This window comes from Streptomyces longisporus (genome assembly GCF_039532765.1).
GTDB lineage: Bacteria > Actinomycetota > Actinomycetes > Streptomycetales > Streptomycetaceae > Streptomyces > Streptomyces longisporus.
The window spans coordinates 298,472-325,106 of the sequence record NZ_BAAASG010000017.1 but is presented as its reverse complement, the minus strand read 5'-3'; the positions used below and the strand labels follow the sequence as shown (position 1 = coordinate 325,106).

Genomic DNA, 26,635 nt, shown 5'->3' with positions numbered 1-26,635 from the left:
CCCTGGTCCTACGACCTGCGCGTTCGAGGGGTCGTACAGGAGATCCGGAGGGGTCGTAGCGCGGCATCAACCGATCGGTTGATGCCGTTTCGAGCGGGACGGCCGATGTGGCGGCGGGGCGCTTCCCGCGAATCTGATGCCATGTCCGTCATCGAAGTCACCGAACTGCGCAAGTCCTACGGCGGCCGGACCGTCGTCGACGGCGTCTCCTTCGCCGTCGAGGAGGGCGAGATCTTCGGGATCCTCGGCCCGAACGGCGCCGGCAAGACCACCACCGTCGAGTGCGTCGAGGGACTGCGCGTCCCCGACGCCGGCCGGGTCCGCGTCACCGGCCTCGACCCCGTCGCCGACCACGAGCGCGTGGCCCGCGTCCTGGGCGCCCAGCTCCAGCAGAGCGAGCTGCAGCCCAAACTCACCGTCCGCGAGGCGCTGGAGCTGTACGCCTCCTTCTACCCGAGCCCGCTCGACTGGGCGCCGCTCGCCGAACGCCTCGGCCTGACCGCCAAGCTGACCACCCGGTTCGGCAAGCTCTCCGGCGGCCAGAAGCAGCGCCTGTTCATCGCGCTCGCCCTGATCGGCAACCCGCGGGTGGTCGTCCTGGACGAGCTGACGACCGGCCTGGACCCGCGGGCCCGCCGGGACACCTGGGCGCTGATCGAGGACGTCAGGGCCAGTGGCGTGACGGTTCTCCTCGTCACCCACTTCATGGAGGAGGCGCAGCGCCTGTGCGACCGCATCGCCGTGATCGACAAGGGGCGGGTGGCCGCACTGGACACCCCGGCCGGCCTCATCCGGCGCTCGGCGGGGGCCACCGTCATCAGCTTCACCCCGTCCGCCCCGCTGGACGACCGTGACCTCGCCGCCCTGCCCGCGCTCGCGTCCGTGGAGCACAAGGACGGCCGTATCACCCTCTCCGGCACGGACGAGACGGTCAACGCGGTCATCACCCTGCTCGCCCGCCACCACATCACCGCCCACCAACTGCGTGTCGTGGACGCCACGCTCGACGACGCGTTCCTCGACCTGACCAAGACCGACGACACCGACACCGAGGAGACAGCGGCATGAGCACCGCCGTACTGAAGACCGAGGTCCGCCTCTTCCGCCGCGAGCCCGGCGCCATCTTCTGGATCCTGCTCTTCCCGACCCTGCTGCTGGCGATCCTCGGCTCCATCCCGTCCTTCCGGGACCACCAGGCCGACCTCGGCGGTCTGCGCACCATCGACGTCTACGTCCCGGTCGCCGTGCTGCTCGGCATGATCGTCGGCGGTCTGCAGTCGATGCCGCAGACCCTCACCGGCTACCGGGAGCGCGGCATCCTGCGCCGGATGGCCACCACTCCGGTCCGGCCGAGCGCCCTGCTGTCCGCGCAGATGGTGGTGTACGGCGCCGCCGCCCTGGTGTCCGCGCTGCTCGCCCTCGCGGTCGGGCGTCTCGCCTTCGCCGTACGACTGCCGAAACAGCCCCTCGGATACGTCCTCGCGCTGCTGCTGGCCGTGCTGGCCGCCCTCGCTCTCGGATCGGTGGTGGCGGCCCTGTCCCGTACGACGAAGATCGCGGGTGCGATCGGTTCGGCCGTCTTCTTCCCTTCGATGTTCTGCGCGGGTGTGTGGCTGCCGACGCAGGCCATGCCGCATCTGATGGCCCGTATCGTCGGGTACACGCCCTTCGGAGCGGCCGCGCAGGCCCTCAACCGGGCGGCGGCCGGGCACTGGCCGGGCTGGGGGCACCTGGGTGTGCTGGCACTGTGGATCCTGCTGCTCACGGGTGCGGCGGGCCGCTGGTTCCGCTGGGAGTAGGTGGTCCGGCCGTGCACACTGAGGACATGACCGTGGCGGACAGCCAGATGGATTGGCGCTGGGACCAACTGCGCACCTGGGGGCCGTACGGGCTGCTCCTCATCGGTCTCGTCCCCGCGCTCGCGACCGCAGACCAGCAAGCCTCCCCGGCCAAGTGGTACACCGCCTGGGCCCTGTTCGGCGCAGCGGTCGCGCTCCAACTGTTGTGGCAGGGCATCCGGGTGCGCCGCCCGGGCCGCGGCCGTACGCCGTCCCGGACCGGGACGGCGTACTACGTCGTCCGCTGGGCCCTCGCCTTCGTCCTCACCTGGATCAACCCGTTCTTCGCGTTCTACGCGGCCGCCGGCTACATGGACGCGGACGAGACCATCCCGGGCAGGCGCCGGCAGCGGCTCGGGCTGCTCGCGAGCGCGGTCACCGTGGCCGGCGCGCAGGCCGGCGGAATGCCGTTCCGGAGCGGAGTGCAGTGGGCCGTCTTCGCCGCGCTGCTGGTCGCCAACTCCGGCCTGCAGATGGTGGTCTCCCATCTCACCGAGCAGGAGACGCAGCGGGCCCGCGAACGGACCGCGACCATCGCGGAACTCGAACGCACCAACGCAGCCCTGCAGCAGGCGCTCGACGAGAACGCCGCCCTCCACACCCAACTCCTCGTCCAGGCACGGGAAGCGGGGGTCGCGGACGAGCGGCGGCGGCTCGCCGCCGAGATCCACGACACCATCGCCCAGGGGCTGACCGGCATCATCGCCCAGCTCCAGGTCGTATCGAACACCTCCGGCCGGGAGCAGGCCCGTGAACATCTGGGCCGGGCCATGGACCTGGCCCGGCACAGCCTCGGCGAGGCCCGCCGTTCCGTGCACAACCTGGCGCCGGTGGAGCTGGCGGACGCCGGACTGCCCGAGGCGCTGAAGAAGACGGTCGCCGCATGGGGCGAACGGACGGGCGTACGCGCCGAGTTCACGCTCACCGGCACGGCGGAGCAGCTCCACGAGGAGGTCTCGGCCACCCTGCTGCGCATCGCGCAGGAGGCCCTGTCCAACGCGGCCCGCCACGCCGGCGCCGCACGTCTCGGCGTCACCCTCTCCTTCCTGGGCGACGAGGTGATCCTCGACATCCGCGACGACGGCAGCGGCTTCGACCCCCTTGCGCTCCCGGCCCGCACCGGCTCCGGCGGCTTCGGCCTGGACGGCATGCGGGCCCGCGCCGAACGGATCGCGGGCTCGCTGACCGTCGAGACGGAACCGGGCCACGGCACGGCACTGTCGGCTCGCGTACCGTTGGTCCGCCATGACAGCTGACATGACCGGCACCCCGCAGATCTCCCTGCTGATCGTCGACGACCATCCCGTCGTACGCGACGGTCTGCGCGGCATGTTCGACGCGGCCCCGGGATTCACCGTCCTCGGCGAGGCGTCGAACGGCGTCGAGGCGCTCGAACGGGCCGCGGCCCTCGACCCCGACGTGATCCTCATGGACCTGCGGATGCCGGGCGGCGGAGGGGTGGAGGCGATCACGGAGCTGACCCGGCGCGGCGCCCGGGCCAAGGTCCTCGTGCTGACGACGTACGACACCGACTCGGACACCCTGCCCGCGATCGAGGCGGGCGCGACCGGCTATCTGCTCAAGGACGCCCCGCGCGACGAGCTCTTCACCGCCGTCCGCGCGGCGGCGGAGGGCCGCACGGTGCTGTCCCCCGCCGTCGCCTCCCGCCTGGTCTCCGCGGTCCGCACCCCCAGGCCGCCCGGGAACGAGCCCCTCTCCGCCCGCGAGCGCGAGGTCCTCGCCCTGGTGGCCAAGGGCACGTCCAACCGCGAGATCGCCCGTGAACTGTTCATCAGCGAGGCCACCGTGAAGACCCATCTCACCCATCTGTACGGCAAGTTGGGCGTCAACGACCGCGCGGCGGCGGTGGCGACGGCGTACGAGCGGGGGATCCTCGGCTAAGCGCTCCGCTGGAAGTGACCTGGTACGCCGTCGTTCGCCTGCGGCGCCATCGTGGCTGGTCGCGCAGTTCCCGACTCCGGCGCCCTCAGCCGGCGACCCGCAGCAACAGCACCGCCCGTGCCGGTACCGTGATCGCCGTCCCCGCCCGGTGCACCACCCCCGGCGCCTCGCTCTGCGCCTCCCTCGACGTGTCGACGACCACCTCGTACTGTCCGGCCCACGGCGGCCCCGGCAGTACGAAGCTCACCGGGCGGTCCCCGGCATGCAGGACGGCGAGGAAGCTGTCGTCGAGGATCGGGTCGCCGCGCTCGTCACGGCCCGGTATGTCCCGTCCGGACAGATACATACCGAGCGTGGCGGCGGGCGCGTACCAGTCCCGTTCCGTCATCTCCGTGCCGCGCGCGGTGAACCAGGCCAGGTCGCGCAGACCGTCGGCGGAGTGCGCCCGCCCCGAGAAGAAGGCCCGGCGGCGCAGCACGGGATGCCGGTGCCGCAGCTCGATGAGCCGTGCCGTGAGGTCGAACAGGGCCTTCCAGCCCGGCTCCTCCAGCAGCCCCCAGTCCAGCCAGCTGATCTCGTTGTCCTGGCAGTAGGCGTTGTTGTTGCCGCGCTGGGTGCGCCCGAGTTCATCGCCGGCCACCAGCATCGGCACGCCCGTCGACAGCAGCAGAGTCGTCAGCAGGTTGCGCAGCTGCCGCCGCCGCAGCCCCCGTACCCGCTCGTCGGCCGTCTCCCCCTCCGCCCCGCAGTTCCACGACCGGTTGTCGTTCGAACCGTCCCGGTTGCCCTCGCCGTTGGCCTCGTTGTGCTTGCGCTCGTACGACACCAGGTCGCGCAGGGTGAAACCGTCGTGCGCGGTGATGAAGTTGACCGACGCGTACGGCCGGCGGCCGCCCCACGCATACAGGTCGCTCGACCCCGAAAGCCGGTACCCGAGATCCCGTACGTCCGGCAGCGCGCCCCGCCAGAAGTCCCGCACGGCATTGCGGTACCGGTCGTTCCACTCCGTCCACAGCGGCGGGAAGGCCCCCACCTGATAGCCGCCGGATCCCACGTCCCACGGCTCGGCGATCAGCTTCACCCGCCGCAGCACCGGGTCCTGCGCGATGACCGCGAGGAACGGCGACAGCATGTCCACGTCGTGCATGGACCGGGCGAGGGCGGCGGCCAGATCGAAGCGGAAGCCGTCGACGCCCATCTCCGTCACCCAGTAGCGGAGTGAATCCGTGATCAGGCGCAGCACCTGGGGCTGGACCACATGGAGCGTGTTGCCGCAGCCCGTGTAGTCGGCGTAGCGCCGGGCGTCCGACTGCAGCCGGTAGTACCCCCGGTTGTCGATCCCCTTCAACGACAGTGTCGGGCCGAGTTCGCCCGCCTCCGCCGTGTGGTTGTAGACCACGTCGAGGATGACCTCGATGCCGGCCGCGTGCAGGGCGCGCACCATCCGCTTGAACTCGCCGACCTGCTGGCCCGTCGTACCGGATGCGGCGTACGCGGCGTGCGGGGCGAAGTAGCCGATGGAGTTGTAGCCCCAGTAGTTCTTCAGACCGCGGCGCAGCAGATGGTCCTCGTGCGCGAACTGGTGCACGGGCAGCAGCTCCACGGCCGTGACGCCCAGCCTGACGAGGTGCTCGACGGCGGCGGGGTGCGCCAATCCGGCGTAGGTGCCGCGCAGTTCCTCCGGGATTCCCGGATGCAGCCTGGTGAACCCCCGGACATGCAGCTCGTAGATGACCGAGTCCGCCCACGGGGTCTTCGGGCGGCGGTCGTCGGCCCAGTCGTCGTCATCGTGGACCACGACACCCTTGGGGACGTACGGCGCCGAGTCCCGGTCGTCGCGCACGGTGTCCGCGACCTGCTGCTGCGGCCAGTCACGAACGTGCCCGTACACCTCCGGCGGCAGGCTGAAGTCGCCGTCCACCGCGCGTGCGTACGGGTCGAGGAGCAGCTTCGCCGGGTTCCAGCGGCCGCCGGTCCACGGGTCCCAGCGGCCGTGCACCCGGTAGCCGTAGCGCTGCCCGGGCATCACCCCCGGCACGAAACCGTGCCAGATCTCGTGCGTCAGCTCGGTCAGCCGGGCGCGGGTCTCCTTGCCGGCCTCGTCGAACAGGCACAGCTCCACCGCCTCCGCCCCGCCCGCCCACAGCGCGAAGTTGGTGCCCGCGACCCCGTCCGGGCCGACCCGGAACCTGGATCCCAGCGGCATCGGCGCACCCGGCCGCACGGGCACGCCCGGCACCTTGCGGGACGCGCCGTTGACCACGCCGGCCGGGCGTTCACCCTCTTCGGCGCGCCCCTCGGCCACCGCCTCCTGCTCGGCTGCGCTGGACACCAGTCCGCCTCCCACGGCTCACGGAACGACCCCCCAGAAGAGCACACGGCGTCCCGGCCGCGGCTCCCCGTCGCGTCGTCCTCCCCACTGTTCTGCCCAGAGCTTGGCTCGCACTCACGTTTCCCCAGGGCGGGGCCGGTCGTTGGGAAGCTCGTGAGGCATGGACAAGGGCGCGCACGGCGCGCGGGGGCCGCGCTGGCCGCCGTACTGACATGGGCAGGACTGCTGGCCGGAGCCGCCGGCTGTACCGCGGACCCGGCGGACCGCAGCGACATCGGTGAGGCGTTCGGCAAGGCTCCGGCACCCGAGGACGTCATCCGGATCTCCCCGGACGACAACAGCAAGGGCGTCCGCCCCGGCCGCAGGCTTCAGGTGGGGGTGGACAGCGGCCGCCTGGAGTCGGTGAAGGTCGTCAAGTCGCAGGACGCGCAGGACTCCGAGGTGCCCGGCCGCATCTCCGAGGACGGACTGCGCTGGGAACCCGACGAGAGCCGGCTCGCGCTGGCCGCCAAGTACACCGTCGACGCGGTGGCCCTGGACGGCCACGGCCGCAGGTCCGCACGGCACGCGACCTTCACCACCTTCGTCCCCGACGAGCGGTTCATCGGGTACGTCACCCCGGAGAACCGTTCCACGGTCGGCACCGGAATGATCGTCTCCCTGGAGTTCAACCGGGAGATCGAGCACCGCGCGGCCGTCGAGCGGGCCATCCACGTCACCGCGCGGCCGCCGGTGGAGATCCGCCCGCACTGGTTCGGCAAGGACCGCCTCGACTTCCGCCCCCAGCGGTACTGGAAACCCGGCACCCAGGTCACCGTCTCCCTGCGCCTGCGCGACGTCGAGGGCGCGCCCGGCGTCTACGGGCTGCAGTACAAGACGTTCTCCTTCACCGTCGGCCGCAGCCAGATCTCCGTGGTCGACGCGGCCGCGCACACCATGCAGGTACGACGGGACGGTGCGCTGCTCGCCACCGTGCCGATCACGGCCGGGGCGCCCAAGCACACCACCTACAACGGGAAGATGGTGGTGATGGAGATGCTCGAACTGACCCGTATGAACGGCGCCACGGTCGGCTTCAAGAAGCAGAACGGCAAGGGCGAGTACGACATCCCGGACGTCCCGCACGCCCTGCGCCTCACCGACTCCGGCACCTTCCTGCACGGCAACTACTGGGCGCCGAACGCCCCCGGCCACGTCAACGTCAGCCACGGCTGCGTCGGGCTGATGGACGTCAAGGGCGGCAGCTCCGACACCCCGGCCGGCTGGTTCTTCGACCGCAGCCTCGTCGGGGACGTCGTCCAGGTCGTCCACAGCAATGACAAAAAGGTCGCTCCCGACAACGGCCTCGGAGGGTGGAATATGGGCTGGAAGGCATGGAAGGCGGGCAGCGCGGTCAAGTAACCCGAAGGGGGACGGGGCTTGGGCCGGGTGCATGGTCAAAGTTGCGACGGAACGGTGACATTCAGCTGACACGATCCCCAAAACCTTGCAGTTAATATGCGCCAATGCGCGCGGCGGGACGCGCCAGGGTGCGGGCCTGACCAGGGCCGGCGAGGGGAGAACAACTTGAACGTGCGGCCGATATCGGGGGCGTCGGTTGACGCGCGCAGGCGTGGCGGCAAGGGGCGGCTGGCACTCGTGTCCGGGGTGCTGCTGCTGGCCGTCACCGCCTGCGGAGGGGGCGGTTCCGGGTCCGGTTCCGGCGACGGCAAGGGCAAGGACGCGGACGCGGCGCAGACCAAGCAGTCGGCGGCCGTCGTCACCATCGCCCCCAAGGACGGCGCGAAGTCCGTCGAGACCAGCGGCGTCCTCAAGGTCAGCGCAAGCAAGGGCAAGCTGACCGAGGTCGAGGTCAAGGACGCCAAGGGCTCCGAGATATCCGGGAAGATCACCGCCGACGGCTCCGGCTGGACGCCGTCCACCCATCTGGCCGCGTCCACCAAGTACACCGTGCACGCGGTCGCGAAGGATTCCGAGGGGCGTGAGGCGGCCGAGGACTCCAGCTTCACCACGCTCACCCCGCAGAACACCTTCGTCGGCACCTTCACCCCCGAGGACGGCTCCACCGTCGGCGTCGGGATGCCGTTCTCCGTCCGCTTCACCCGGGGCATCACACACCCCGAGGACGTCGAGAAGGCCATCACCATCAAGACCGAACCGGCCGTCGACGTCGAGGGCCACTGGTTCGGCAACGACCGCCTCGACTTCCGCCCGGAGCACTACTGGAAGTCCGGTACGAAGGTCACCGTGAGCCTGAACCTCGACGGCGTCGAGGGCCGGCCCGGCGTCTACGGCAAGCAGGACAAGACGGTGAAGTTCACCATCGGCCGCAACCAGGTCTCCATCGTCGACGCCAAGACCCACCAGATGAAGGTCACCCAGGACGGCAAGGTCATCAAGACCATCCCGGTCACCACCGGAAAGCCGGGCTACGACACCTGGAACGGCCAGATGGTGATCAGCGAGAAGCTCCGGGTGACCCGCATGAACAGCGAGACGGTCAACCTCGGCAAGGAGTACGACATCAAGGACGTCCCGGACGCGATGCGGCTGACCGACTCCGGTACCTTCCTGCACGGCAACTACTGGTCCGGCGACGCCTTCGGCAACTACAACGCCAGCCACGGCTGCATCGGCCTGCGGGACGTGCGGGGCGGCTACGACCGCGGGCTGCCGGCCGGCTGGATGTTCGACCACTCCATCCTCGGCGACGTGGTGATCGTCAAGCACGCCCATGACGACACGGTCTCCCCGGACAACGGGCTCAACGGCTGGAACATGTCGTGGGAGCAGTGGAAGTCGTAGACGTGTGCTGAGGTACGGCCCCGGTGTGAGCGATCGCACCGGGGCCGTTGTCGTTAGTCCCCGTTAACCTGCCCTCATGACCGTGAATCTCGAAGTCGCCGAAGGCGTCGGCACCATCCGGCTCGACCGCCCGCCGATGAACGCGCTGGACGTCGCCACCCAGGACCGGCTCAAGGAGCTGGCCGAGGAGGCGACCCGGCGTGACGACGTACGGGCCGTGATCGTGTACGGCGGGGAGAAGGTGTTCGCGGCGGGCGCGGACATCAAGGAGATGCAGAACATGGACCACACGGCGATGGTCCTGCGCGCCCGCGCCCTGCAGGACTCGTTCACCGCGGTGGCCCGCATCCCCAAGCCGGTGGTGGCGGCGATCACGGGCTATGCGCTCGGCGGCGGCTGCGAGTTGGCGCTCTGCGCGGACTACCGGATCGCGGCCGAGAACGCCAAGCTGGGCCAGCCGGAGATCCTGCTGGGCCTGATCCCGGGCGCCGGCGGCACCCAGCGGCTGTCCCGGCTGGTCGGCCCGTCGAAGGCGAAGGACCTGATCTTCACCGGCCGGATGGTCAAGGCGGACGAGGCCCTCACGCTGGGTCTGGTGGACCGGGTGGTGCCGGCCGAGGAGGTCTACACTGCCGCGCACGAGTGGGCGGCGAAGCTGGCGCAGGGCCCGGCGCTCGCGCTGCGGGCCGCGAAGGAGTCCATCGACACCGGTCTGGAGACGGACATCGAGACGGGCCTCGCCGTCGAACGGAACTGGTTCGCGGGCCTGTTCGCGACGGAGGACCGTGAGCGCGGGATGCGCAGCTTCGTGGAGGAGGGGCCGGGCAAGGCGAAGTTCCTCTGAGTCCCTTTGAACCACTTGCAATTGACGCGCTGTCTGATCCGGGTCCCTCGATGGGGCGGTTTATGGGAGCCTTAAGGCAACCTTAAGTCTGCCTTGTCGAGGGAGACCGTCGATTGCCTCCACGAGAGCCTTCAGCGCAGGTCGGGCGGGCTGCGGACGCCTCTGAACTGCCTGTGGCATATGTCAGCCGGCCTATTCGGAAGGACGTATTCCGGGGGGCGTATTCCTCAGGAACGGCCCCGGAGGGCGCTCTGGGCGGCCATGATGGGGGCATGGCGGGGCTGGAGGGCATCGAACAGCCGCGGGGACACGGCCGTGCGACGGCGGCGCGCTGGTCGCCCGCGGTGGAGGACGAACGGGCACTCAAGGCGCTCGAGTTGTTCGGCAACCCGACCGAGGCGGAGGTCCAGCTGCCGTCCCGCCCGGAGTCCGCCGCCACCGCCCGACGGCTCACCCAGGTCGTGGTCCTGCGGCAGTGGGGCCTGACGCCCAAGATGACGGAGGACGCCGTCCTGCTCGTCTCCGAACTGGTCGGCAACGCGGTCCGGCACACCGGCGCCCGGGTCTTCGGCCTTCGGATGCGCCGCCGCCGGGGCTGGATCCGCATCGAGGTCCGCGACCCCTCCCGGGGCCTGCCCTGTCTGATGCCGGTCCAGGAGACGGACATCAGCGGCCGGGGCCTGTTCCTGGTCGACAAGCTCTCCGACCGCTGGGGAGTCGACCTCCTGCCCCGCGGCAAGACGACCTGGTTCGAGATGAGGGTCGCTGACCGCTAGCGGGGGTCGCCGACCCTGAGGGCTGCGCCCCCGGACCCCCCTCGGATTGGGCTGAAGTGGGCTGAATTTCTCCTGGCGCGACCCGAAGAATGTCCCCCGATCGGTTCAATCGGCCCTTTTCTTACCCTTCCCCTCTTAAATGGTGCGGTGACCTCGACCGACCGCCGGACGGCGCTCCGCACGGGTGCCGGCCTCCTTGCCGCAGGCGCCCTCACCGCAGGGTGCGCCTCGAACGGCGCCGGCGCGCACCCCACTTCACCGGCGCACCCGTCGTCCACCCCGTCCACCCCTTCCCCCACGCCATCAACCGCCCCCACCCCCCGCAGCCTCCCCGGCCAACCCGCCCAGCTCACCCACGGCCCCCGCACCCACCCCCGAGTCGCCCTCACCTTCCACGGCCAGGGCGACCCCGCCATCGCCCACTCCCTCCTCACCGAGGCCGAGAAGCGCGGTGCCCGCCTCACCGTCCTGGCCGTGGGCAGCTGGCTCGACCAGTACCCGGACATGGCCCGCCGCATCCTCGACGGCGGCCACGACCTCGGCAACCACACCCAGCGCCATCTGGCCGTCAACACCATGTCCGAGGCCGACGCCCGCAGCGAGATCACCGCCTGCGCCGACCGGCTGAAGCACCTCACCGGCTCCATCGGCACCTGGTTCCGCCCGTCCCGCGCGCCCCTCGCGTCCCCGCTGGTCCTGCGCCTGGCCCGCAGCGCCGGCTATCCGCACGTCCTCTCGTACGACGTCGACTCCCTCGACTACACCCGGCCCGGCGCCGATGCCGTCCAGCGCAAGGTCCTCGACGAGGTCCGGGGCGGCTCCGTGGTGAGCATGCATTTCGGGTACCCGGACACGGTCGCTGCTCTTCCCGTCGTACTTGAAGAACTCGCCCGCCGCGGCCTGGCCGCGGTGACCACCACGGAGTTGTTCAGCTCATGAACCCCACCCGGCTCACCCGCGCCCTCATCATCGCGACCGCCGCCCTCGCCTCGCTCACCACCCTCGCCGCCTGCACCGGCGCCCCCCACCACGAGGACGAGGCCCTCGGCAAGAAGGCCGCCGTCGCCCCGCCGAAGAAGGCCGCCGTACAGGGCCTGGCCGGGATGCCGCCCGTCCTCGACCCGCACGACGTGTACGCGGCGGACCGCCCCAACCGGCTCTCCCCGGTGGTGAAGGACTTCCCGTCCCGCGTCTACGTCCCCAACACCAACTCCAACACCGTCTCCGTCATCGACCCGAAGACGTACAAGGTCATCGAGACGATCCCGGTGGGCATCCAGCCCCAGCACGTCGTGCCCTCCTGGGACATGAAGACGCTGTGGGTCAACAACGACCGCGGCAACACCCTCACCCCCATCGACCCGAGGACGGGGAAGGCGGGCAAGGCCGTCGACGTACACGACCCCTACAACCTCTACTTCACGCCAAATGGCAAGTACGCGATCGTCATGGCCTCCCTCGACCGCGCACTCGTCTTCCGTGACGCGCACACCATGAAGGTCGAGAAGTCCGTCCCGGTCAGCTGCTACGGCGTCAACCACGCCGACTTCTCCCTCGACGGCCGCTACTTCATCGTCTCCTGCGAGTTCAGCGGTGAACTTCTCAAGGTCGACACAGCGCAGATGAAGGTGATCGGGCAGCAGAAGCTGCCGTTCAAGGGCGCGATGCCGCAGGACGTCAAGATCTCGCCGGACGGCAAGAAGTTCTACATCGCCGACATGATGGCCGACGGGGTGTGGATCCTGGACGGCGACAAGTTCACCAAGCCCACCCTGCTGCCCACCGGCAAGGGTGCCCACGGCCTCTACGTCAGCCGCGACTCGCGCGAGATGTACATCTCCAACCGCGGCGAAGGCACCATCTCCATCTTCGACTTCACACAGAACAGGCTCACCAAGAAGTGGCACCTGCCGAACGGCGGCAGCCCCGACATGGGCGGCGTCTCGGCGGACGGCAAGGTCCTGTGGCTGTCGGGGCGCTACAACTCCGAGGTGTACGCCATCGACACCCGCACCGGCGCCCAGCTGGCCCGCATCAAGGTCGGCAGCGGCCCGCACGGCCTCGCGGTGTACCCGCAGCCGGGCCGCTACTCGCTCGGCCATACGGGCATCTTCCGCTGAAACACGGCGAGTTGGGGAACCCGGGACACACCGCCGAACGGGTGACCTCGCGCATTTCGCCGCCGCGGGCTGGGGATCGTCCACCCCATGATCACACCTCGCCTGCGGCGGCGGGCCGCTGCCGTCGTCCTGTCCCTCGCGGCCCTCTTCGCGACCACGGCCGCGACCGTCACCACCGCCACCCCCGTGAAGGCCGCCGCCCCTGCCTGTCCCCAGTTCGACGACCCGGTCAAGGCGGCCGTCGACCGCCGTGTGGACGTCGACCGGATCACGCCCCAACCGGTCTGGCGCAAGACCTGCGGCACGCTCTACCGCAGCGACAGCCGCGCCCCCGCGACCGTCTTCGAGCAGGGCTTCCACCCCAAGGACGTCATCGACGGCCAGTACGACATCGAGCAGTACGTCCTGGTCAACCAGCCCTCCCCGTACGTGTCGACGACATACGACCACGACCTCTACAAGACCTGGTACAAGTCGGGCTACAACTACTACATCGACGCTCCCGGCGGCGTCGACGTCAACAAGACCATCGGCGACACCCACAAATGGGCCGACCAGGTCGAGGTGGCCTTCCCCGGCGGCATCGCGCGGCAGTACATCATCGGCGTCTGCCCGGTCGACAAGAAGACCAAGACCGAGATCATGAACGACTGCCAGGGCAATCCGTACTACCGGCCCTGGCACTGACGGCCCGTCGGGCGATGAACAGCGCCTCCGCGCCCACGGGCCGGTAGCCCGCCGCCTGGAACGTCCGCATGCTGCGGGCGTTCCCCGGCGCGACCTGCGCCCAGAGCGGCTCCGCGGCCAGCTGGCGGGCCGCCGTCACCAGAGCCCGGCCCAGTCCCCGGTGCCGTACCCCTTCGTCGACTTCGACGGAGACCTCAAGCCGCCCGGCGATCCCGCGTCCCAGCACCAGCACACCGCCGTCCGTCTCCCAGGCGCGCACGTCGTCGCGCCGCCGCCGGGCATACACGATCCTCGGGTGATCGCCGTCCTCGATCTCGGTCAGCGCGAGCGGCGGCCGGCCCGGCAGCGGGGAGCCGACCAGCATCGCGTCGATGGTCTCCGACGTACGGCCGGTCCGCTCGATGAAGGCCGCAAGGAAAAGCGGGTTCATGGTCGCCGCGAGCGCGTCGCAGGACGCGGCGGCCAGGGTGTCGTACACCCACCGCGGGTCCTCGTCCGTGAAGACGACCGAGTGGGCGGTGAAGGAGAGCACGCCCGCGTCCCGGTCGCAGGCCTGCGGAACCACCGTCGTACGGCCGTCCGCGGGCGGAAAGACACCGCGCGCGGCCGCGTCGAGAATGTCCCGCAGAGTCTCCATCACCGCGCTCCTTGAGTCTCCACCCACTGGAAGGCCCAGACTCACACACATGATCGACGACGGCACCGGACTTTTCACCATCGGCGAGCTGGCGCGGTCCACCGGCCTGACCGTGCGCACCATCCGCTACTGGTCCGACGAGGGCGTCCTGACCCCCGTGACCCGCTCCTCCGGTGGCTACCGGCTCTACGACGCCGAGTCCGCCGCCCGTCTGGAGCTGATCCGCACCCTGCGTGAGCTGGGCCTCGGCCTGGACGACGTACGCAAGGTCCTGGACGGGGAGCGGACGGTCGCTCAGGTCGCGGCGGCGCACGTGGTGGCGCTGGACGCCCAGATCCGCTCGCTGAAGGTGACCCGTGCGGTGCTGTCGACCGTGGCGCGACGCGGCTCGACCGCAGAGGAGATGACTCTCATGAACAAACTGGCGCGGCTGTCGGCAGCCGAGCGGGCCCGTATCGTCGAGGACTTCACGACGGAGATCTTCGACGGGCTCGACACGGCCGACCCGGACATCCGCAAGCGGATGCGGTTCGCCCCGGCGGACCTGCCGGACGAGCCGACCCCCGAGCAGGTGGACGCCTGGGTGGAACTCGCCGAGATGATGCAGGACCCCGAGTTCCGGGTCCTGATGCGCAGGATGGTCGAGTTCAACGCGGCGGACCGCGGCCCGGACGTGCCCGCGGGCACCTCGCTGTGGTTCATGAGCCGCCTGGTGCAGCTCGCGGGTCAGGCCCGGGAGCGGGGCATCGCCCCCGAGGCGCCCGAGGCCGAGGAGCTCCTGCACGGGCTGCTCGGCGATGCGGACCCCGCCGCGGTGCTGAAGCGGCTGGAGGCGGGCACCAACGTCCGGGTGGCCCGCTACCGCCAGTTGTGGGCGGTCGTGGCGGGGCTCGGGCCGCAGGCGGCGTACGAGCCGGAGTTCGCCTGGGTGGTCGCCGCACTGAAGGCCCGCGTGGCCAGCTAATCTGACCTGCGTCAACACGACGGCAAGACACGCAGTCACGGAGAAAAGGGGCGGATCGGTGGCCGACATCGAAGCAGCGCGCAAGGAGTTCCAGCGGATCGACACCGACGGCGACGGGTTCATCACCGCCGCGGAGTTCAAGACCGCCCTCGCCCAGGGAGGCGACTGGAACGTCACCGAGTCGGTCGCCGAGGTGATCATCAAGGCCCGTGACCTGAACGGCGACAAGGTGCTGTCGTTCGACGAGTTCTGGGCGTACCTGAACAAGTAGGACGTGCCGGGGGTGCCCGTCCGCACGGCGGACGGGCACCCCTTCGTCATGCCGTGGGCCGGGCTCAGGACACCTGTCTCCGGTACTGTCCCGGCGCCACCCCGAACTCCCGCTTGAAGGCCTTGGCGAAGGCGAACTCCGAGGTGTAGCCCGCGCGTTCGGCGATCCGGCGCAGGGGAATGTCCTCCTCGCGCAGGAGGCGGCCCGCGGTCGTCATGCGCCACCAGGTGAGGTAGGCCAGCGGCGGTTCGCCGACCAGCGTGGTGAAGCGACGGGCGAAGGCGGCGCGGGACAGTCCGCTCTCGGCGCCGAGCTCCTCGACCGTCCAGGGACGGGCCGGGTCGCCGTGGATGGCGCGCAGGGCCGCCGCCACGGCCGGGTCGTCGAGCGCGGCCGACCAGCCGGTGGCCTTACGGTCGTGCTGCCACCAGGCGCGCAGGATGTACAGCAGCAGGGTGTCGAGCAGCGAGGTGACGATGGCGTCCGAACCGGGCTGCGGCTCCTCCAGCTCCATGCCGAGCAGCTCCACCGCCGCCCGCAGCGAGCGGTGGGCGCCGACCCGGGCGGGCAGGTGCACCACGTCCGGCAGTTCGGAGACCAGACGGTGGGTGCGGCTGCGGTCCATCTGGTAGGAGCCGCAGAGCAGGACCGCGTCCGGAGTGCCCTCTTTCGGCGCGGGCGGCGGCGCGGGCCACCGGTTGTCCGAGCCGGGCCGTACGTGCTCCAGCGGCACGTCGAGTCCGCTGGCCAGCGCGTGCCCCCGCCCGTGCGCCAGGAACACCACGTCCCCGGGTCCCACCGCGACCGGTTCGCCCTCCGCCGGGATCAGCCACGCCGACCCGCGCAGCACCACATGGAACCCGGCCCCCGGGGATGCCTCGAACCGCATGCCCCAGGGCGCGTACTTGTCCCGGCGCGAGGAGTGCGGCCGCCCGGTGCGCATCGCGCTCACGGCGTCACTGAGTACGTCCATGTCCGAACCGTAGCCGTATTCCGTACCGGGGAGACGATCGCACAGGAAAGGGAGAGCAGCGGACATGGATCGTCTCGCGTCCCGCCGCCTAGCGTGTTCCGCATGCCAACTACCGCACGTACTGTGCTTTTTCATGAAATCGGCGGACCCGAGGTGCTGAGGGTCGAGGACGTGCCCGTCCCCGATCCCGCGCCCGGCCAAGTGCTCGTACGGGTCGACGCGGTGGGCCTCAACCGCGCCGAAGCCCTTTTCCGGAGCGGCGGTTACTACTACCAGCCCGCCCTCCCCGCCTCCCGCCTCGGCTACGAGGCAGCCGGCGTCGTCGAGGCGGTCGGCGACGGCGTCACCGAACTGGCCGTCGGCGATCCGGTGCTGACCGGCCCCGGCATCGAGATGAGCGCGCAGGGCGTGTACGCCGAGCAGGTCGTCCTCCCCGAGACCGCGGTCCTGCGCCGCCCGGCCTCCGTCGACCCCGTCACCGGCGCCGCGGCCTGGCTGACGTACACGACCGCGTACGGCGCCCTGCTGGAGACCGCCGGTCTCAGGCCCGGCGACCATGTGCTGATCACCGGCGCGTCCAGCGGCGTCGGCACCGCGGCGATCCAGGTCGCCCGCCGCATCGGCGCGATCCCGCTCACCACCACCCGCACCGAGGAGAAACGGGACCGGCTGCTGGAGCTCGGCGCGGCCGAGGTGATCGTCACCGGCGGATCGGCACCAGAGGCCGTGGCCAAGGAGGTCAAACGGCTCACCGGGGGCGACGGCGCCGAGGTGATCTTCGACGCGATCGGCGGCCCCGGCTTCGGCCCGCTGGCCGAGGCCCTGGCACCGGGCGGCTCCCTGGTCGTCTACGGCTGGCTGGACACCCGCCCGGCCGAGATCCCCCGGAACTGGCCCTTCACCCTCCACACCTACGCCAACCTGATCCTCACCACCACACCCGCCGGCCGCCGCCGCTCCACCGCCTTCCTCAATGCCGGCCTCGCCGACGGCGGGTTCCGCCCGGTCGTCGGAGAGGTCCTCGACGGCCTCGACCGCATCCGGGACGCCCACTGCCTGATGGAGTCCAACCGGCACACGGGCAAGATCGTCGTACGGGTCTGAGGGCCCTCACCCGTTTGCCGCACCCGCGGAATAGGCCGCCGGACTCCGAGGTTGACGCGACCCAGACCTATGCACGTGCATCATCCAGGGAAGGGCCTGTCATGAAGATCGGCATCATCGGCGCGGGCAACATCGGCGGCAACCTCACCCGGCGGCTCACCGCCCTCGGCCACGACGTCTCCGTCGCCAACTCCCGCGGTCCCCACACGCTCACGGAGCTGGCCGAGGAGACCGGCGCGACCCCGGTACCCGTTCAGGAGGCGGCGCGTGGCGCGGAGGTCGTCGTGATCACGATCCCCGTCAAGGCGATCCCGGACCTGCCGGCGGGCCTCCTGGACGGCGCGGCCGAGAACGTCGCCGTGATCGACACCGGCAACTACTACCCCCAGCAGCGGGACGGCAGGATCGCGGCGATCGAGGACGAGGGCCTCACGGAGAGCGCCTGGACGGCACAGCAGATCGGCCACACCGTCATCAAGGCGTTCAACGGCACCTTCGCCCAGGACATCCTGGAGCGCCCGCGCCCCGCGGGTGACCCCGAGCGGCAGGCGGTGCCGGTTGCGGGCGACGACGAGGCCGCGAAGCGCGTGGTCAGGAACCTGATCGACGAACTCGGCTTCGACACGGTCGACACGGGCACTCTCGCCGACTCCTGGCGCCAGCAGCCGGGCACACCCGTCTACGGCCTGCGCGCGGGCGTGGACGGTGTGACCAAGGCACTGGCGGAGGCCCCCCGGGAACGCCCGGCGGACTTCAGGGCGTGACGGCGGGCGCGTGCCCGTCAGGCGCTCGTGGCCCACTCCTTCAGGGCGGCCTTGTCGGCGAAGTCCGCGACGTCCTTGTCGTGCGGCTCGCTGGTGTACTGGTGGAAACGCCACTTGGCCGTGATGCGGGGCTTGCCCGCCGTGACGTAGTCGGCGATCCAGAGGCCGTCGCCGGCGTACGAGGTGGTGTCGACGTTGAGCCAGAAATCGCGGTTGGTGTAGAGGACGACCCGGTGGTTCGGCCGTAGCTCCTTCACCTTGCGGAGGAACAGGTCCTTCTCCGCGTTGCTCGCGTGCGTTCCGGCGCTGGTCCGCTCCCAGTCCACGGCGAGGATGTCGCCCACCTTCGAAGGGGTGCGCTCGACGAAGTACTCCGCCTGGGCCTGGAGATGACCCGGCCACAGGAAGTGGTAGAAGCCGACGACGAGGCCGGCCCCGCGTCCGTGTTGTGCCTGGGCGCCGACTCTCGGGTTGATGTACGAACGGCCCTCCGTCGCCTTGACGAAGACGAAGGAGAGGCCGTCCGTGCTGTACGAGGAGGGCTGGTAGGCGCTTACGTCGATACCGCGCAGCATGGAGGACTCCCTGAAGTGCCGGTGGGGGGACAGCGGTTGATTTATCCCCACCTGGCGCAGGGGTGATCCGTCCCGGATGTGGAAACGACGGGCAAAACGTCAATTCCGCTCGGGGCTTGCGCCGCGCGCACGTTCTCCTCGCGGTCGTCGACGAAGAGGAAGCCGGCGGGGCGGCCCGCAGGGCGCCGACGCAGTACCGGAAGGCGGCGCTCGTCGCAGTACGGACCGAGGGCCGCCGACCGGTGCACGATCACGTCCCGTAGTCCTCCACATAAGTGGCGATCAGATCCAGCAGGGTGTCGGCCCGGTGCCGGTCCTCGTGCTGGGCACGCAGGGCCTCGTCGGCGGCCCGGAGACGGGCCAGGGCGACCGGTTCACCGTCCACCACGTCGTCCACCAGCGGCGGGGTGACCAGGCCCGGGCATTCGGTGAGGCTCCAGCCGACGACGGTGCCGTGCTGGACGAGGAGGGCCACGTCGGGGGCGATGCCGACGCAGGCATCCAGGGGCTTGTCGAGGACGTCGAGGTCGCGAAGGCAGGCCAGCACGGCGTCCCCGGGAGCGCGGCACAGCACCGTGCACATCTCCTGCCGGAAAGTCCCTGACCTCGTCCGCGCAGAGCCGTCTCCGGGACGTCAGCCCGCCGGTACACCCCACGTGCTGCGAAACAGCACCGAAAGACGCGAACGAGCTGGTCGGGGCCTGCTTCCTCAGCACTCGATGATGTTCACCGCGAGCCCGCCCCGTGCCGTCTCCTTGTACTTCACGCTCATGTCCGCGCCGGTGTCCTTCATCGTCTTGATGACCTTGTCCAGGGACACCTTGTGGGAGCCGTCGCCGCGCATCGCCATCTTCGCCGCCGTGACCGCCTTCACCGCGGCCATGCCGTTGCGCTCGATGCAGGGGATCTGGACCAGGCCGCCGACGGGGTCGCAGGTGAGGCCGAGGTTGTGTTCCATGCCGATCTCGGCTGCGTTCTCGACCTGTTCGGGGGAGCCGCCGAGCACCTCCGCGAGCGCGCCCGCCGCCATCGAGCAGGCGGAGCCGACCTCGCCCTGGCAGCCGACCTCGGCGCCGGAGATGGACGCGTTTTCCTTGAAGAGCATGCCGATGGCGCCCGCCGCGAGGAGGAAGCGGACGACTCCGTCCTCGTCGGCGCCCGGCACGAAGTTGATGTAGTAGTGCAGAACGGCCGGGATGATGCCCGCGGCGCCGTTCGTGGGGGCGGTGACCACGCGGCCGCCCGCCGCGTTCTCCTCGTTCACGGCCATCGCATAGAGCGTGATCCACTCCATGGCGTGCGCCAACGGGTCGCCCTCGGCGCGCAGTTGGCGGGCGGAGACGGCGGCCCGGCGACGCACCTTCAGACCGCCGGGCAGGATGCCCTCGCGGGACATGCCGCGGGACACGCACGCCTGCATCACCCGCCAGATGTCCAGGAGCCCCGAGCGGATCTCGTCCTCGGTGCGCCAGGCCCGCTCGTTCTCCAGCATCAGGGCGGAGATCGACAGACCCGTCTCCTTCGTCAGGCGCAACAGCTCGTCGCCCGTGCGGAAGGGGTACTTCAGCACGGTGTCGTCCAGCTTGATGCGGTCCTGGCCGACGGCGTCCTCGTCGACGACGAAGCCGCCGCCCACCGAGTAGTACGTCTTCGACAGCAGCTCCGTACCCGAGGCGTCGTACGCCCACAGGGTCATGCCGTTCGCGTGGTACGGGAGGGCCTTGCGGCGGTGGAGTTTCAGGTCGTCGTCGAAGGAGAACGGGATCTCGTGCTCGCCGAGGAGCCGGATCCGGCCGGACGACGTGATCTCCGCCACCCGCTCGTCCGCCGTCTCCACGTCCACCGTCCGCGGCGAGGCGCCCTCCAGGCCGAGCAGCACCGCCTTCGGGGTGCCGTGGCCGTGGCCGGTCGCGCCCAGGGAGCCGTACAGCTCGGATCGTACGGACGCGACGGAGCCCAGCAGCTCCTCGTTGCGCAGGCGGCGGGCGAACATGCGGGCCGCGCGCATCGGTCCCACCGTGTGGGAGCTCGACGGGCCTATGCCGATCGAGAACAGGTCGAAGACCGAGATGGCCACGGGAACTCCTCCGAAAAGGGCGGGGGCACACGTCGTCGGGTGCCCCCACCGGGGAACTACTTGTTCAGGCCGGGGTACAGCGGGTGCTTGTCGGCGAGCGCCTTGACCCGGGCCTTGAGCGCCTCGACGTCGTAGGACGGCTTGAGCGCCTCGGCGATGACGTCCGCGACCTCGGCGAAGTCCTCGGCGGTGAAGCCGCGGGTGGCCAGGGCCGGGGTGCCGATCCGCAGACCCGAGGTGACCATGGGCGGGCGCGGGTCGTTGGGGACGGCGTTGCGGTTGACCGTGATGCCGACCTCGTGCAGACGGTCCTCGGCCTGCTGCCCGTCCAGCTCGGAGTGGCGCAGGTCGACCAGGATCAGGTGCACGTCGGTGCCGCCGGACAGCACGTTCACCCCGGCCTCGCGGGCGTCGCCCGCGGTCAGCCGCTCGGCCAGGATGCGCGCACCCTCCACCGTACGCCGCTGGCGCTCCTTGAACTCCTCGCTCGCGGCGACCTTGAAGGAGACCGCCTTCGCCGCGATCACATGCTCCAGCGGACCGCCCTGGAAGCCGGGGAAGACGGACGAGTTGAGCTTCTTCGCGAAGTCCTTCCTCGCAAGGATGATCCCGCCGCGCGGGCCGCCCAGCGTCTTGTGGGTGGTGGAGGTGACCACGTCCGCGTGCTCGACCGGGTTGGGGTGCAGCCCGGCGGCCACCAGGCCGGCGAAGTGCGCCATGTCCACCCACAGGTAGGCGCCGACCTCGTCCGCGATCCGCCGGAACTCGGCGAAGTCCAGCTGCCTGGGGTAGGCCGACCAGCCCGCGATGATCACCTTGGGACGGTGCTCCTTGGCCAGCCGCTCCAGCTCGGCCATGTCGACCAGGCCGGAGTCGTCCACGTGGTAGGCGACCACGTTGAACTGCTTGCCGGAGAAGTTCAGCCGCATCCCGTGGGTGAGATGGCCGCCGTGCGCCAGGTCCAGGCCCAGGATGGTGTCGCCGGGCTGGGCCAGCGCGAACAGCGCGGCCTGGTTGGCGGAGGCACCCGAGTGCGGCTGCACGTTGGCGTACTCGGCGCCGAACAGCTCCTTGAGCCGGTCGATGGCGATCTGCTCGGCGACGTCCACGTGCTCGCAGCCGCCGTAGTAGCGCCGGCCCGGGTAGCCCTCGGCGTACTTGTTGGTCAGGACCGAGCCCTGGGCCTCCATCACCGCCAGCGGCGCGAAGTTCTCCGAGGCGATCATCTCGAGGGTGGACTGCTGGCGGTGCAGCTCGGCGTCGACCGCGGCGGCGATCTCCGGGTCGAGCTCATGCAGGGGCGTGTTCAGTACGGACATGCGTCTACGGCTCCTCAGCCGGCGTTCTGGGCGGTGTACTCGTCGGCGGAGAGCAGGTCGGCCGGCTCCTCGGTGACGCGGACCTTGAAGAGCCAACCGCCCTCGAAGGGGGCCGAGTTGACCAGGGACGGGTCGTTCACCACGTCCTCGTTGATCTCGGTGACCTCACCGGTGACGGGGGAGTACAGGTCGCTGACCGACTTGGTCGACTCCAGCTCGCCGCAGGTCTCGCCCGCGGTCACGGCGGAGCCCACCTCGGGAAGCTGGGCGTAGACGACATCGCCGAGCGCGTTGGCCGCGAACTCCGTGATGCCGACCGTCGAGACGCCGTCCTCGGCGGCCGACAGCCACTCGTGCTCCTTGCTGTAACGCAGCTGCTGGGGGTTGCTCATGGCCTGAATTCTCCTGTACGCGGTGGAGTGCTGATGAATGAGGGAGTCCGGAAAACGCATGTGAGCAGCGAAAATGTGCGCGGGGTCACGTCCGGGGACCAGCCCGCCTCGCCCAGTCTCGGTCAGTGTCTACTTCTGCCGCTTGTAGAAGGGCAGCGCCACGACCTCGTACGGCTCGTGACTGCCCCGGATGTCCACGCCGACACCCTCGGTGCCCGGCGCCGCATGCGCCGCGTCGACGTACGCCATCGCGATCGGCTTGCCCAGCGTGGGCGAGGGGGCCCCGGAGGTGACCTCGCCGATCACCTCGCCGCCCGCGACGACCGGGTACCCGGCGCGCGGGACCCGACGGCCCTCGGCGACCAGGCCGACGAGGACGCGCGGCGGGTTCTCCGCAGCCCTGGCGGCCGCCTCCTGGAGCGCCTCGCGCCCCACGAAGTCGCCCTCCTTCTCGAACTTCACCACCCGGCCGAGCCCGGCGTCGAACGGCGTGAGCGAGGTGGACAGTTCATGCCCGTACAGCGGCATGCCCGCCTCCAGACGCAGGGTGTCCCGGCAGGACAGCCCGCAGGGCGCCAGCCCGACGGGCGCTCCGGCGTCGGTCAGCGCCTGCCACAGCTTCTCGGCGTCAGCGGGGGCGACGAACAGCTCGAAGCCGTCCTCGCCGGTGTAGCCGGTGCGCGCGATGAGGGCGGGGACGCCGGCGACGGTGCCGGGCAGGCCGGCGTAGTACTTCAGGCCGTCGAGGTCGGCGTCGGTGAGAGACCCGAGGATGCCGGGGGACTCGGGGCCCTGCACGGCGATCAGCGCGTAGTCGTCCCGGTCGTCGCGCACCTCGGCGTCGAAGCCGGCCGAACGCTCCACCAGCGCGTCCAGCACCACCTGGGCGTTGGAGGCGTTGGCGACGACCAGGTATTCGGTCTCGCCGAGCCGGTAGACGATCAGGTCGTCGAGGATGCCGCCGTCGGCCCGGCAGATCATCGTGTAGCGGGCCCGGCCGACACCGACGGAGGCGATGTTGCCGACCAGGGCGAAGTTCAGGAGCTGTGCGGCCTGCGGGCCGGTGACGGTGATCTCGCCCATGTGGGAGAGATCGAAGAGCCCGGCCTTCGTCCGCACGGCGAGGTGCTCGTCGCGCTCGGAGCCGTAGCGCAGGGGCATGTCCCAGCCGGCGAAGTCGGTCATCGTCGCGCCGAGCGAGCGATGCAGGGCATCGAGCGCGGTGTGACGGGGTTCGGTGCTGCTCATCGGACGGTCGTCTCCCAGGCAGAGTGCATGACGGGCGAGGTCGTTCCTCCCCATCTGTCATCGGAACCTGAGAGGTTCGCCATGAAGTCATGGCTTGCACCTTGGGTGGGGCCACCGGATCCGGTGGCCCGCTTTTCAGATGTGCCTCGCCCGCGCGGTAACGGGGCCTGAGAGATTCAAGGGAGGGACTTGCTCCTTCGGCGCCCGGCAGACTCTGCTGCCGGGACTCTCCCGCGCGGATTCAAACGGCCTGTATGCAGTTGCGCGCACATCATTGCACGCGCCCCCTCCTCCTTGGCACCTCCTCTTCGCGCCTCCTCTTTGTGACGGGGCTGTGGCCGGAACCGAACACAACTGCGAGAAGCCGTGCATTACCTTCCCTTTACAAAGAGCGGGGAGAAGCTTTCCTGACCCCCAGGAAGGACGATCACGGTGAACAGGACCACGGTGTACGCCACGACCTCGGCCGTAGCGCTGCCCCATCAGCCCGCGGCCCCGGCCAAGGATGTCTGCGGTGCCTGCCCCGCACCCGTGGTCCGCGACCTGCGCGACCGCTCGGGGCACAGCCCGCACGCGCTGCTCTTCGGCCCCCGTGACCTGGTGGTGGTCACCGGCCTGCCGGGCAGCGGCAAGTCCACGCTGATGGAGCGCGCGGTCCGTGGCATCCGCATCGACTCCCAGGACGCCCGCGACCGCTGGGAGGCCCGCGCGCCCCGCTTCCTGCCCTATGCGCTCTACCGGCCCCTCGTCCGCCTCGCCCACTACGCCGCGCTGCGCCGCGCCCTGCGCAGCGGCGAAGGGGTCGTCGTGCACGACTGCGGTACGCAGGCCTGGGTGCGCGGCTGGCTGGCCCGCGAGGCCCGGCGCCGCGGCGGCACCCTGCATCTGCTGCTGCTCGACGTCACGCCCGGCACGGCCCTTCAGGGCCAGCGCGAGCGCGGCCGCGGCGTCTCGCGCTACGCCTTCCTGCGCCACCGCACGGCAGCGGCCCGGCTGATCCGCGCGGTCGAGCGGGGCGACCTGCCGGAGGGAGTCGGCTCGGCGGTGCTCCTGGACCGGGACGCCGCGGACGTCCTGCGCAGGATCGGTTTCACGGGGTGACGCACGGCCCAACCCCTTTGTCCCTCCCACCCGCTAGCCTTTCCAGCCACAGCAGTGGTTCTCAGCAGGCGGTCGGACACAGATGGACTTCGCAGCGGATCTTCCCGCGGACTTTCCCTTGCAGGCGCACCCCCATCCGCACGGCGGATGGCCCGGCAACGAGCTGGAGGAGGTGCTGTCGGCCTCCCTCGGCATCCCCTCGGCGGGCGGCCGGATCCTGGAGGTGCTCGGCCGCAGCTTCGTCTGGGTGCCGCTGCCGAACGGCGGCGACCTGAACAGCGGCCCCCTCGACCTGCCCACGCTGGAGATCGAGGGCCAGGCCTATGTGCCGGTCTTCAGCTCCGAGGAGCAGTTCCGGCAGGTGGTCGGCTCGCACATGTCGTACACGATCGCCCCGGCCGTCGAGTTCGCCCGCGGCCTGCCCCCGCAGGTCGGCCTCGCCGTGAACCCGGACGGCGTGGTCGGCATCCCGCTCCCGCCGCCCGCCGTCGCCGAACTCTGCCGCGTGGGCCGCACTCCGCTGGACGGCCCCGCCTCCGGCGGCCGGGTCAAGCTCTTCGAGCCGGACTGGCAGGACGACCCGGTCGACTTCCTCGCCGCGGCCTCCGCCGAGTTCGCCGGGACGGGCGTGGTCGTCACCGCCCGCCGCTGCCTCGCCGCCATCGAGACGGCGGACCCGGTGATGTTCGTGGGCGTCGAACTCTCCCAGCGGGAGGGGGACATCAGAGCCCTCCCCCTGGAGGCCCTGAGCCGGGCCATCACCAGAACCCCCACCCCGTGGCCCGTCAACCTGGTCCTCCTGGACGTGACGGACGACCCGGTGGCGACCTGGATGAGAGAAAACGTCCGGCCCTTCTATCAGCAGGGGTACTAGGAGCGCCCTTTTGAGGGGGGCGGGGCAGTATCGACATGCGGCTCCGCCGCGATGGGGGTCCCCCCGCTCGAGCGAAGCCGAGAGTGGGGGAGCGACCAGCCACAACGCACCCGCACTCGCCCACGACCAACAAGTCCCGAGCTACTGGGCGCTTAAGCTGATGGCATACGCGGGGCAACCATGAGAAGGGGCACACACGTGAGCGCCAGCGGCACCACGACCGGGACGGTCGAGAACATGCTGCGCCAGGTGACGCCAGGGCGCTACGACGCCTACGAGGCACTCCTCCGCGCACTCGCGACCCCCGGCTCCGGCCAGGTCTGGATGCTCCTGTGGCACGGCCAGGCGGGCTCCCCGGACGCCCAGTACGGAAACATGGAGGTCGACGGCTACGGCTACGCCCCGTGCGTCACCTCCGCCCAGGAACTCTCGGCCAGCGGCTGGAACAGATCGTACGAAGTGGTCGACGGGCTGGACGTCGCCCGGACCCTGTATCCCGACCACTTCGGCCTCTGGCTCAATCCGCACGCCCCGGGCGGTGGCGTGGGCATCCCCTGGCTCGACCTTCGCCGTATCGCCACCGGTCTGGAGCGCCAGGCGGCGGGCCCGCTGCGGATGTCGGAACCCGCGATCGAGATCCCGCAGTTCTACGCCCTGCTCGTGCAGAACGCCCACCGCACCCCGGCCGTCCGCTCGCTGCGCCGCGCCTGGGTGCAGCCGGCGCTCGGGGCGCCGTATCTCGCCATCGGCCTTGACGTGTACGACACCAGTCCGCCCGCGGTGGACTCGGTGCGGGCGATGATGCAGCAGTCCATCGGCGCCGTCCCGGACGGACTGCCGGTGTCGACGGTGGCGATGTCGGACGAGTACGACCCCGTCGCGCTGTGGATGCGCGCGAGCGCCCGCCCGTTCTACGACCGCGAGGCCCACGCGGCCGCTCCGGCCCAGGCCCCGGCGGCCGGGTACGGGTACCCGCCGGTGCATGGCGGATACTGAGACGCAGGCCTGGTCCGTACCAGGCCGGGAGTCGGT

The 26,635-nt window shown here is 70.6% G+C and carries 27 protein-coding genes and 2 riboswitches; of the genes, 18 read left to right on the top strand and 9 right to left on the bottom strand.

All coding sequences use genetic code 11. The features are described 5' to 3' along the window. The first annotated feature begins 141 nt into the window (after positions 1-141). From ABD355_RS35260 to ABD355_RS35245, 4 genes are read left to right on the top strand one after another with little or no spacing between them, the layout of a single operon-like run. Positions 142-1,068: an ABC transporter ATP-binding protein gene (locus ABD355_RS35260; RefSeq protein ID WP_344405009.1), complete on the top strand. Its 927-nt coding sequence runs from the start codon at positions 142-144 to the stop codon at positions 1,066-1,068. Then, positions 1,065-1,799 carry an ABC transporter permease gene (locus tag ABD355_RS35255; protein ID WP_344405008.1) on the top strand — a complete coding sequence of 245 codons (735 nt, stop codon included), beginning with the start codon at positions 1,065-1,067 and terminating at the stop codon, positions 1,797-1,799. The genes ABD355_RS35260 and ABD355_RS35255 overlap by 4 nt, the downstream gene beginning before the upstream one ends. Positions 1,800-1,825: 26 nt before the next feature. Beyond that, positions 1,826-3,094, top strand: coding sequence for a sensor histidine kinase (locus ABD355_RS35250; protein WP_344405006.1), 1,269 nt, complete (start codon positions 1,826-1,828; stop codon positions 3,092-3,094). 1 nt (position 3,095) lies between these two features. Next, positions 3,096-3,740 carry a response regulator gene (locus ABD355_RS35245; protein WP_344405035.1) on the top strand — a complete coding sequence of 215 codons (645 nt, stop codon included), beginning with the start codon at positions 3,096-3,098 and terminating at the stop codon, positions 3,738-3,740. Positions 3,741-3,825: 85 nt separating this feature from the next. Here the strand turns inward: ABD355_RS35245 and glgX are convergent, their stop codons facing one another. Continuing rightward, a complete protein-coding gene (gene glgX / locus ABD355_RS35240; protein WP_344405005.1) occupies positions 3,826-6,072 on the bottom strand; it encodes a glycogen debranching protein GlgX in 2,247 nt (748 codons plus the stop codon). Positions 6,073-6,225: 153 nt separating this feature from the next. Here glgX and ABD355_RS35235 point away from each other — a divergent pair, with 153 nt between their 5' ends. From ABD355_RS35235 to ABD355_RS35205, 7 genes are all read left to right on the top strand, one after another. Next, a complete protein-coding gene (locus ABD355_RS35235) occupies positions 6,226-7,473 on the top strand; it encodes a L,D-transpeptidase (RefSeq protein WP_344405004.1) in 1,248 nt (415 codons plus the stop codon). 165 nt (positions 7,474-7,638) lie between these two features. Continuing rightward, positions 7,639-8,877 (top strand): L,D-transpeptidase, encoded by a 1,239-nt coding sequence (locus ABD355_RS35230; RefSeq protein ID WP_344405003.1) that lies wholly within the window; start codon positions 7,639-7,641, stop codon positions 8,875-8,877. Between the two features lie 76 nt (positions 8,878-8,953). Further along, a complete protein-coding gene (locus ABD355_RS35225) occupies positions 8,954-9,721 on the top strand; it encodes an enoyl-CoA hydratase/isomerase family protein (RefSeq protein ID WP_344405002.1) in 768 nt (255 codons plus the stop codon). A 272-nt stretch (positions 9,722-9,993) separates the two neighbouring features. Beyond that, positions 9,994-10,497, top strand: coding sequence for an ATP-binding protein (locus ABD355_RS35220; RefSeq protein ID WP_344405001.1), 504 nt, complete (start codon positions 9,994-9,996; stop codon positions 10,495-10,497). Positions 10,498-10,644: 147 nt separating this feature from the next. Further along, positions 10,645-11,436, top strand: a complete 792-nt coding sequence (locus ABD355_RS35215) for a polysaccharide deacetylase family protein (RefSeq protein WP_344405000.1) — start codon at positions 10,645-10,647, stop codon at positions 11,434-11,436. Further along, entirely contained in the window at positions 11,433-12,617 is a 1,185-nt protein-coding gene (locus ABD355_RS35210; RefSeq protein ID WP_344404999.1) for a YncE family protein, read from the top strand. The genes ABD355_RS35215 and ABD355_RS35210 overlap by 4 nt, the downstream gene beginning before the upstream one ends. Before the next feature lie 87 nt (positions 12,618-12,704). Beyond that, a complete protein-coding gene (locus ABD355_RS35205) occupies positions 12,705-13,304 on the top strand; it encodes an ADP-ribosyltransferase (protein ID WP_344404998.1) in 600 nt (199 codons plus the stop codon). Here the strand turns inward: ABD355_RS35205 and ABD355_RS35200 are convergent. Further along, a complete protein-coding gene (locus ABD355_RS35200; RefSeq protein ID WP_344404997.1) occupies positions 13,258-13,941 on the bottom strand; it encodes a GNAT family N-acetyltransferase in 684 nt (227 codons plus the stop codon). The genes ABD355_RS35205 and ABD355_RS35200 overlap by 47 nt on opposite strands. Positions 13,942-13,990: 49 nt before the next feature. Here ABD355_RS35200 and ABD355_RS35195 point away from each other — a divergent pair, with 49 nt between their 5' ends. Continuing rightward, the gene (locus ABD355_RS35195; protein ID WP_344404996.1) at positions 13,991-14,905 is read left to right on the top strand and encodes a MerR family transcriptional regulator; all 915 of its coding nucleotides are present in this window, start codon (positions 13,991-13,993) and stop codon (positions 14,903-14,905) included. Positions 14,906-14,963: 58 nt separating this feature from the next. After that, a complete protein-coding gene (locus ABD355_RS35190; RefSeq protein ID WP_115905780.1) occupies positions 14,964-15,176 on the top strand; it encodes an EF-hand domain-containing protein in 213 nt (70 codons plus the stop codon). 64 nt (positions 15,177-15,240) lie between these two features. On the opposite strand, the gene ABD355_RS35185 is transcribed toward ABD355_RS35190, so the two are convergent. Beyond that, complete coding sequence (locus ABD355_RS35185; protein ID WP_344404993.1) at positions 15,241-16,149, bottom strand: AraC family transcriptional regulator; 909 nt, start codon at positions 16,147-16,149, stop codon at positions 15,241-15,243. Positions 16,150-16,251: 102 nt separating this feature from the next. Here ABD355_RS35185 and ABD355_RS35180 point away from each other — a divergent pair, with 102 nt between their 5' ends. Together ABD355_RS35180 and ABD355_RS35175 are read left to right on the top strand one after the other, a co-directional pair. Next, positions 16,252-17,253, top strand: a complete 1,002-nt coding sequence (locus tag ABD355_RS35180; protein WP_344404992.1) for a zinc-dependent alcohol dehydrogenase family protein — start codon at positions 16,252-16,254, stop codon at positions 17,251-17,253. A gap of 14 nt (positions 17,254-17,267) precedes the next feature. Beyond that, positions 17,268-18,017, top strand: a complete 750-nt coding sequence (locus ABD355_RS35175) for an NADPH-dependent F420 reductase (protein ID WP_344404990.1) — start codon at positions 17,268-17,270, stop codon at positions 18,015-18,017. Between the two features lie 17 nt (positions 18,018-18,034). Here the strand turns inward: ABD355_RS35175 and ABD355_RS35170 are convergent, their stop codons facing one another. The 6 genes from ABD355_RS35170 to gcvT all read right to left on the bottom strand — a co-directional run bounded on the left by ABD355_RS35170 (position 18,035) and on the right by gcvT (position 23,628). Continuing rightward, positions 18,035-18,592, bottom strand: coding sequence for a GH25 family lysozyme (locus ABD355_RS35170; protein ID WP_344404988.1), 558 nt, complete (start codon positions 18,590-18,592; stop codon positions 18,035-18,037). A gap of 250 nt (positions 18,593-18,842) precedes the next feature. Beyond that, positions 18,843-19,175, bottom strand: coding sequence for a hypothetical protein (locus ABD355_RS35165; protein ID WP_344404987.1), 333 nt, complete (start codon positions 19,173-19,175; stop codon positions 18,843-18,845). 126 nt (positions 19,176-19,301) lie between these two features. Continuing rightward, positions 19,302-20,669, bottom strand: coding sequence for an L-serine ammonia-lyase (locus tag ABD355_RS35160; protein ID WP_344404986.1), 1,368 nt, complete (start codon positions 20,667-20,669; stop codon positions 19,302-19,304). A 56-nt stretch (positions 20,670-20,725) separates the two neighbouring features. Beyond that, positions 20,726-21,988: a serine hydroxymethyltransferase gene (gene glyA, locus ABD355_RS35155; protein ID WP_344404985.1), complete on the bottom strand. Its 1,263-nt coding sequence runs from the start codon at positions 21,986-21,988 to the stop codon at positions 20,726-20,728. A gap of 14 nt (positions 21,989-22,002) precedes the next feature. Continuing rightward, positions 22,003-22,380 (bottom strand): glycine cleavage system protein GcvH, encoded by a 378-nt coding sequence (gene gcvH / locus ABD355_RS35150; protein ID WP_099931447.1) that lies wholly within the window; start codon positions 22,378-22,380, stop codon positions 22,003-22,005. Between the two features lie 129 nt (positions 22,381-22,509). Beyond that, complete coding sequence (gene gcvT / locus ABD355_RS35145) at positions 22,510-23,628, bottom strand: glycine cleavage system aminomethyltransferase GcvT (protein WP_344404983.1); 1,119 nt, start codon at positions 23,626-23,628, stop codon at positions 22,510-22,512. A gap of 44 nt (positions 23,629-23,672) precedes the next feature. Beyond that, a riboswitch (glycine riboswitch) is annotated at positions 23,673-23,773 on the bottom strand. Beyond that, positions 23,774-23,872: riboswitch (glycine riboswitch) on the bottom strand. It abuts the riboswitch before it with no gap. Positions 23,873-24,060: 188 nt separating this feature from the next. Here gcvT and ABD355_RS35140 point away from each other — a divergent pair. The 3 genes from ABD355_RS35140 to ABD355_RS35130 all read left to right on the top strand — a co-directional run bounded on the left by ABD355_RS35140 (position 24,061) and on the right by ABD355_RS35130 (position 26,599). Then, positions 24,061-24,729, top strand: coding sequence for an AAA family ATPase (locus tag ABD355_RS35140; RefSeq protein ID WP_344404982.1), 669 nt, complete (start codon positions 24,061-24,063; stop codon positions 24,727-24,729). Between the two features lie 82 nt (positions 24,730-24,811). Continuing rightward, positions 24,812-25,603 carry an enhanced serine sensitivity protein SseB gene (locus ABD355_RS35135; RefSeq protein ID WP_344404981.1) on the top strand — a complete coding sequence of 264 codons (792 nt, stop codon included), beginning with the start codon at positions 24,812-24,814 and terminating at the stop codon, positions 25,601-25,603. A gap of 198 nt (positions 25,604-25,801) precedes the next feature. Then, positions 25,802-26,599, top strand: coding sequence for an enhanced serine sensitivity protein SseB C-terminal domain-containing protein (locus ABD355_RS35130; RefSeq protein WP_344404980.1), 798 nt, complete (start codon positions 25,802-25,804; stop codon positions 26,597-26,599). Positions 26,600-26,635: the final 36 nt, after the last annotated feature.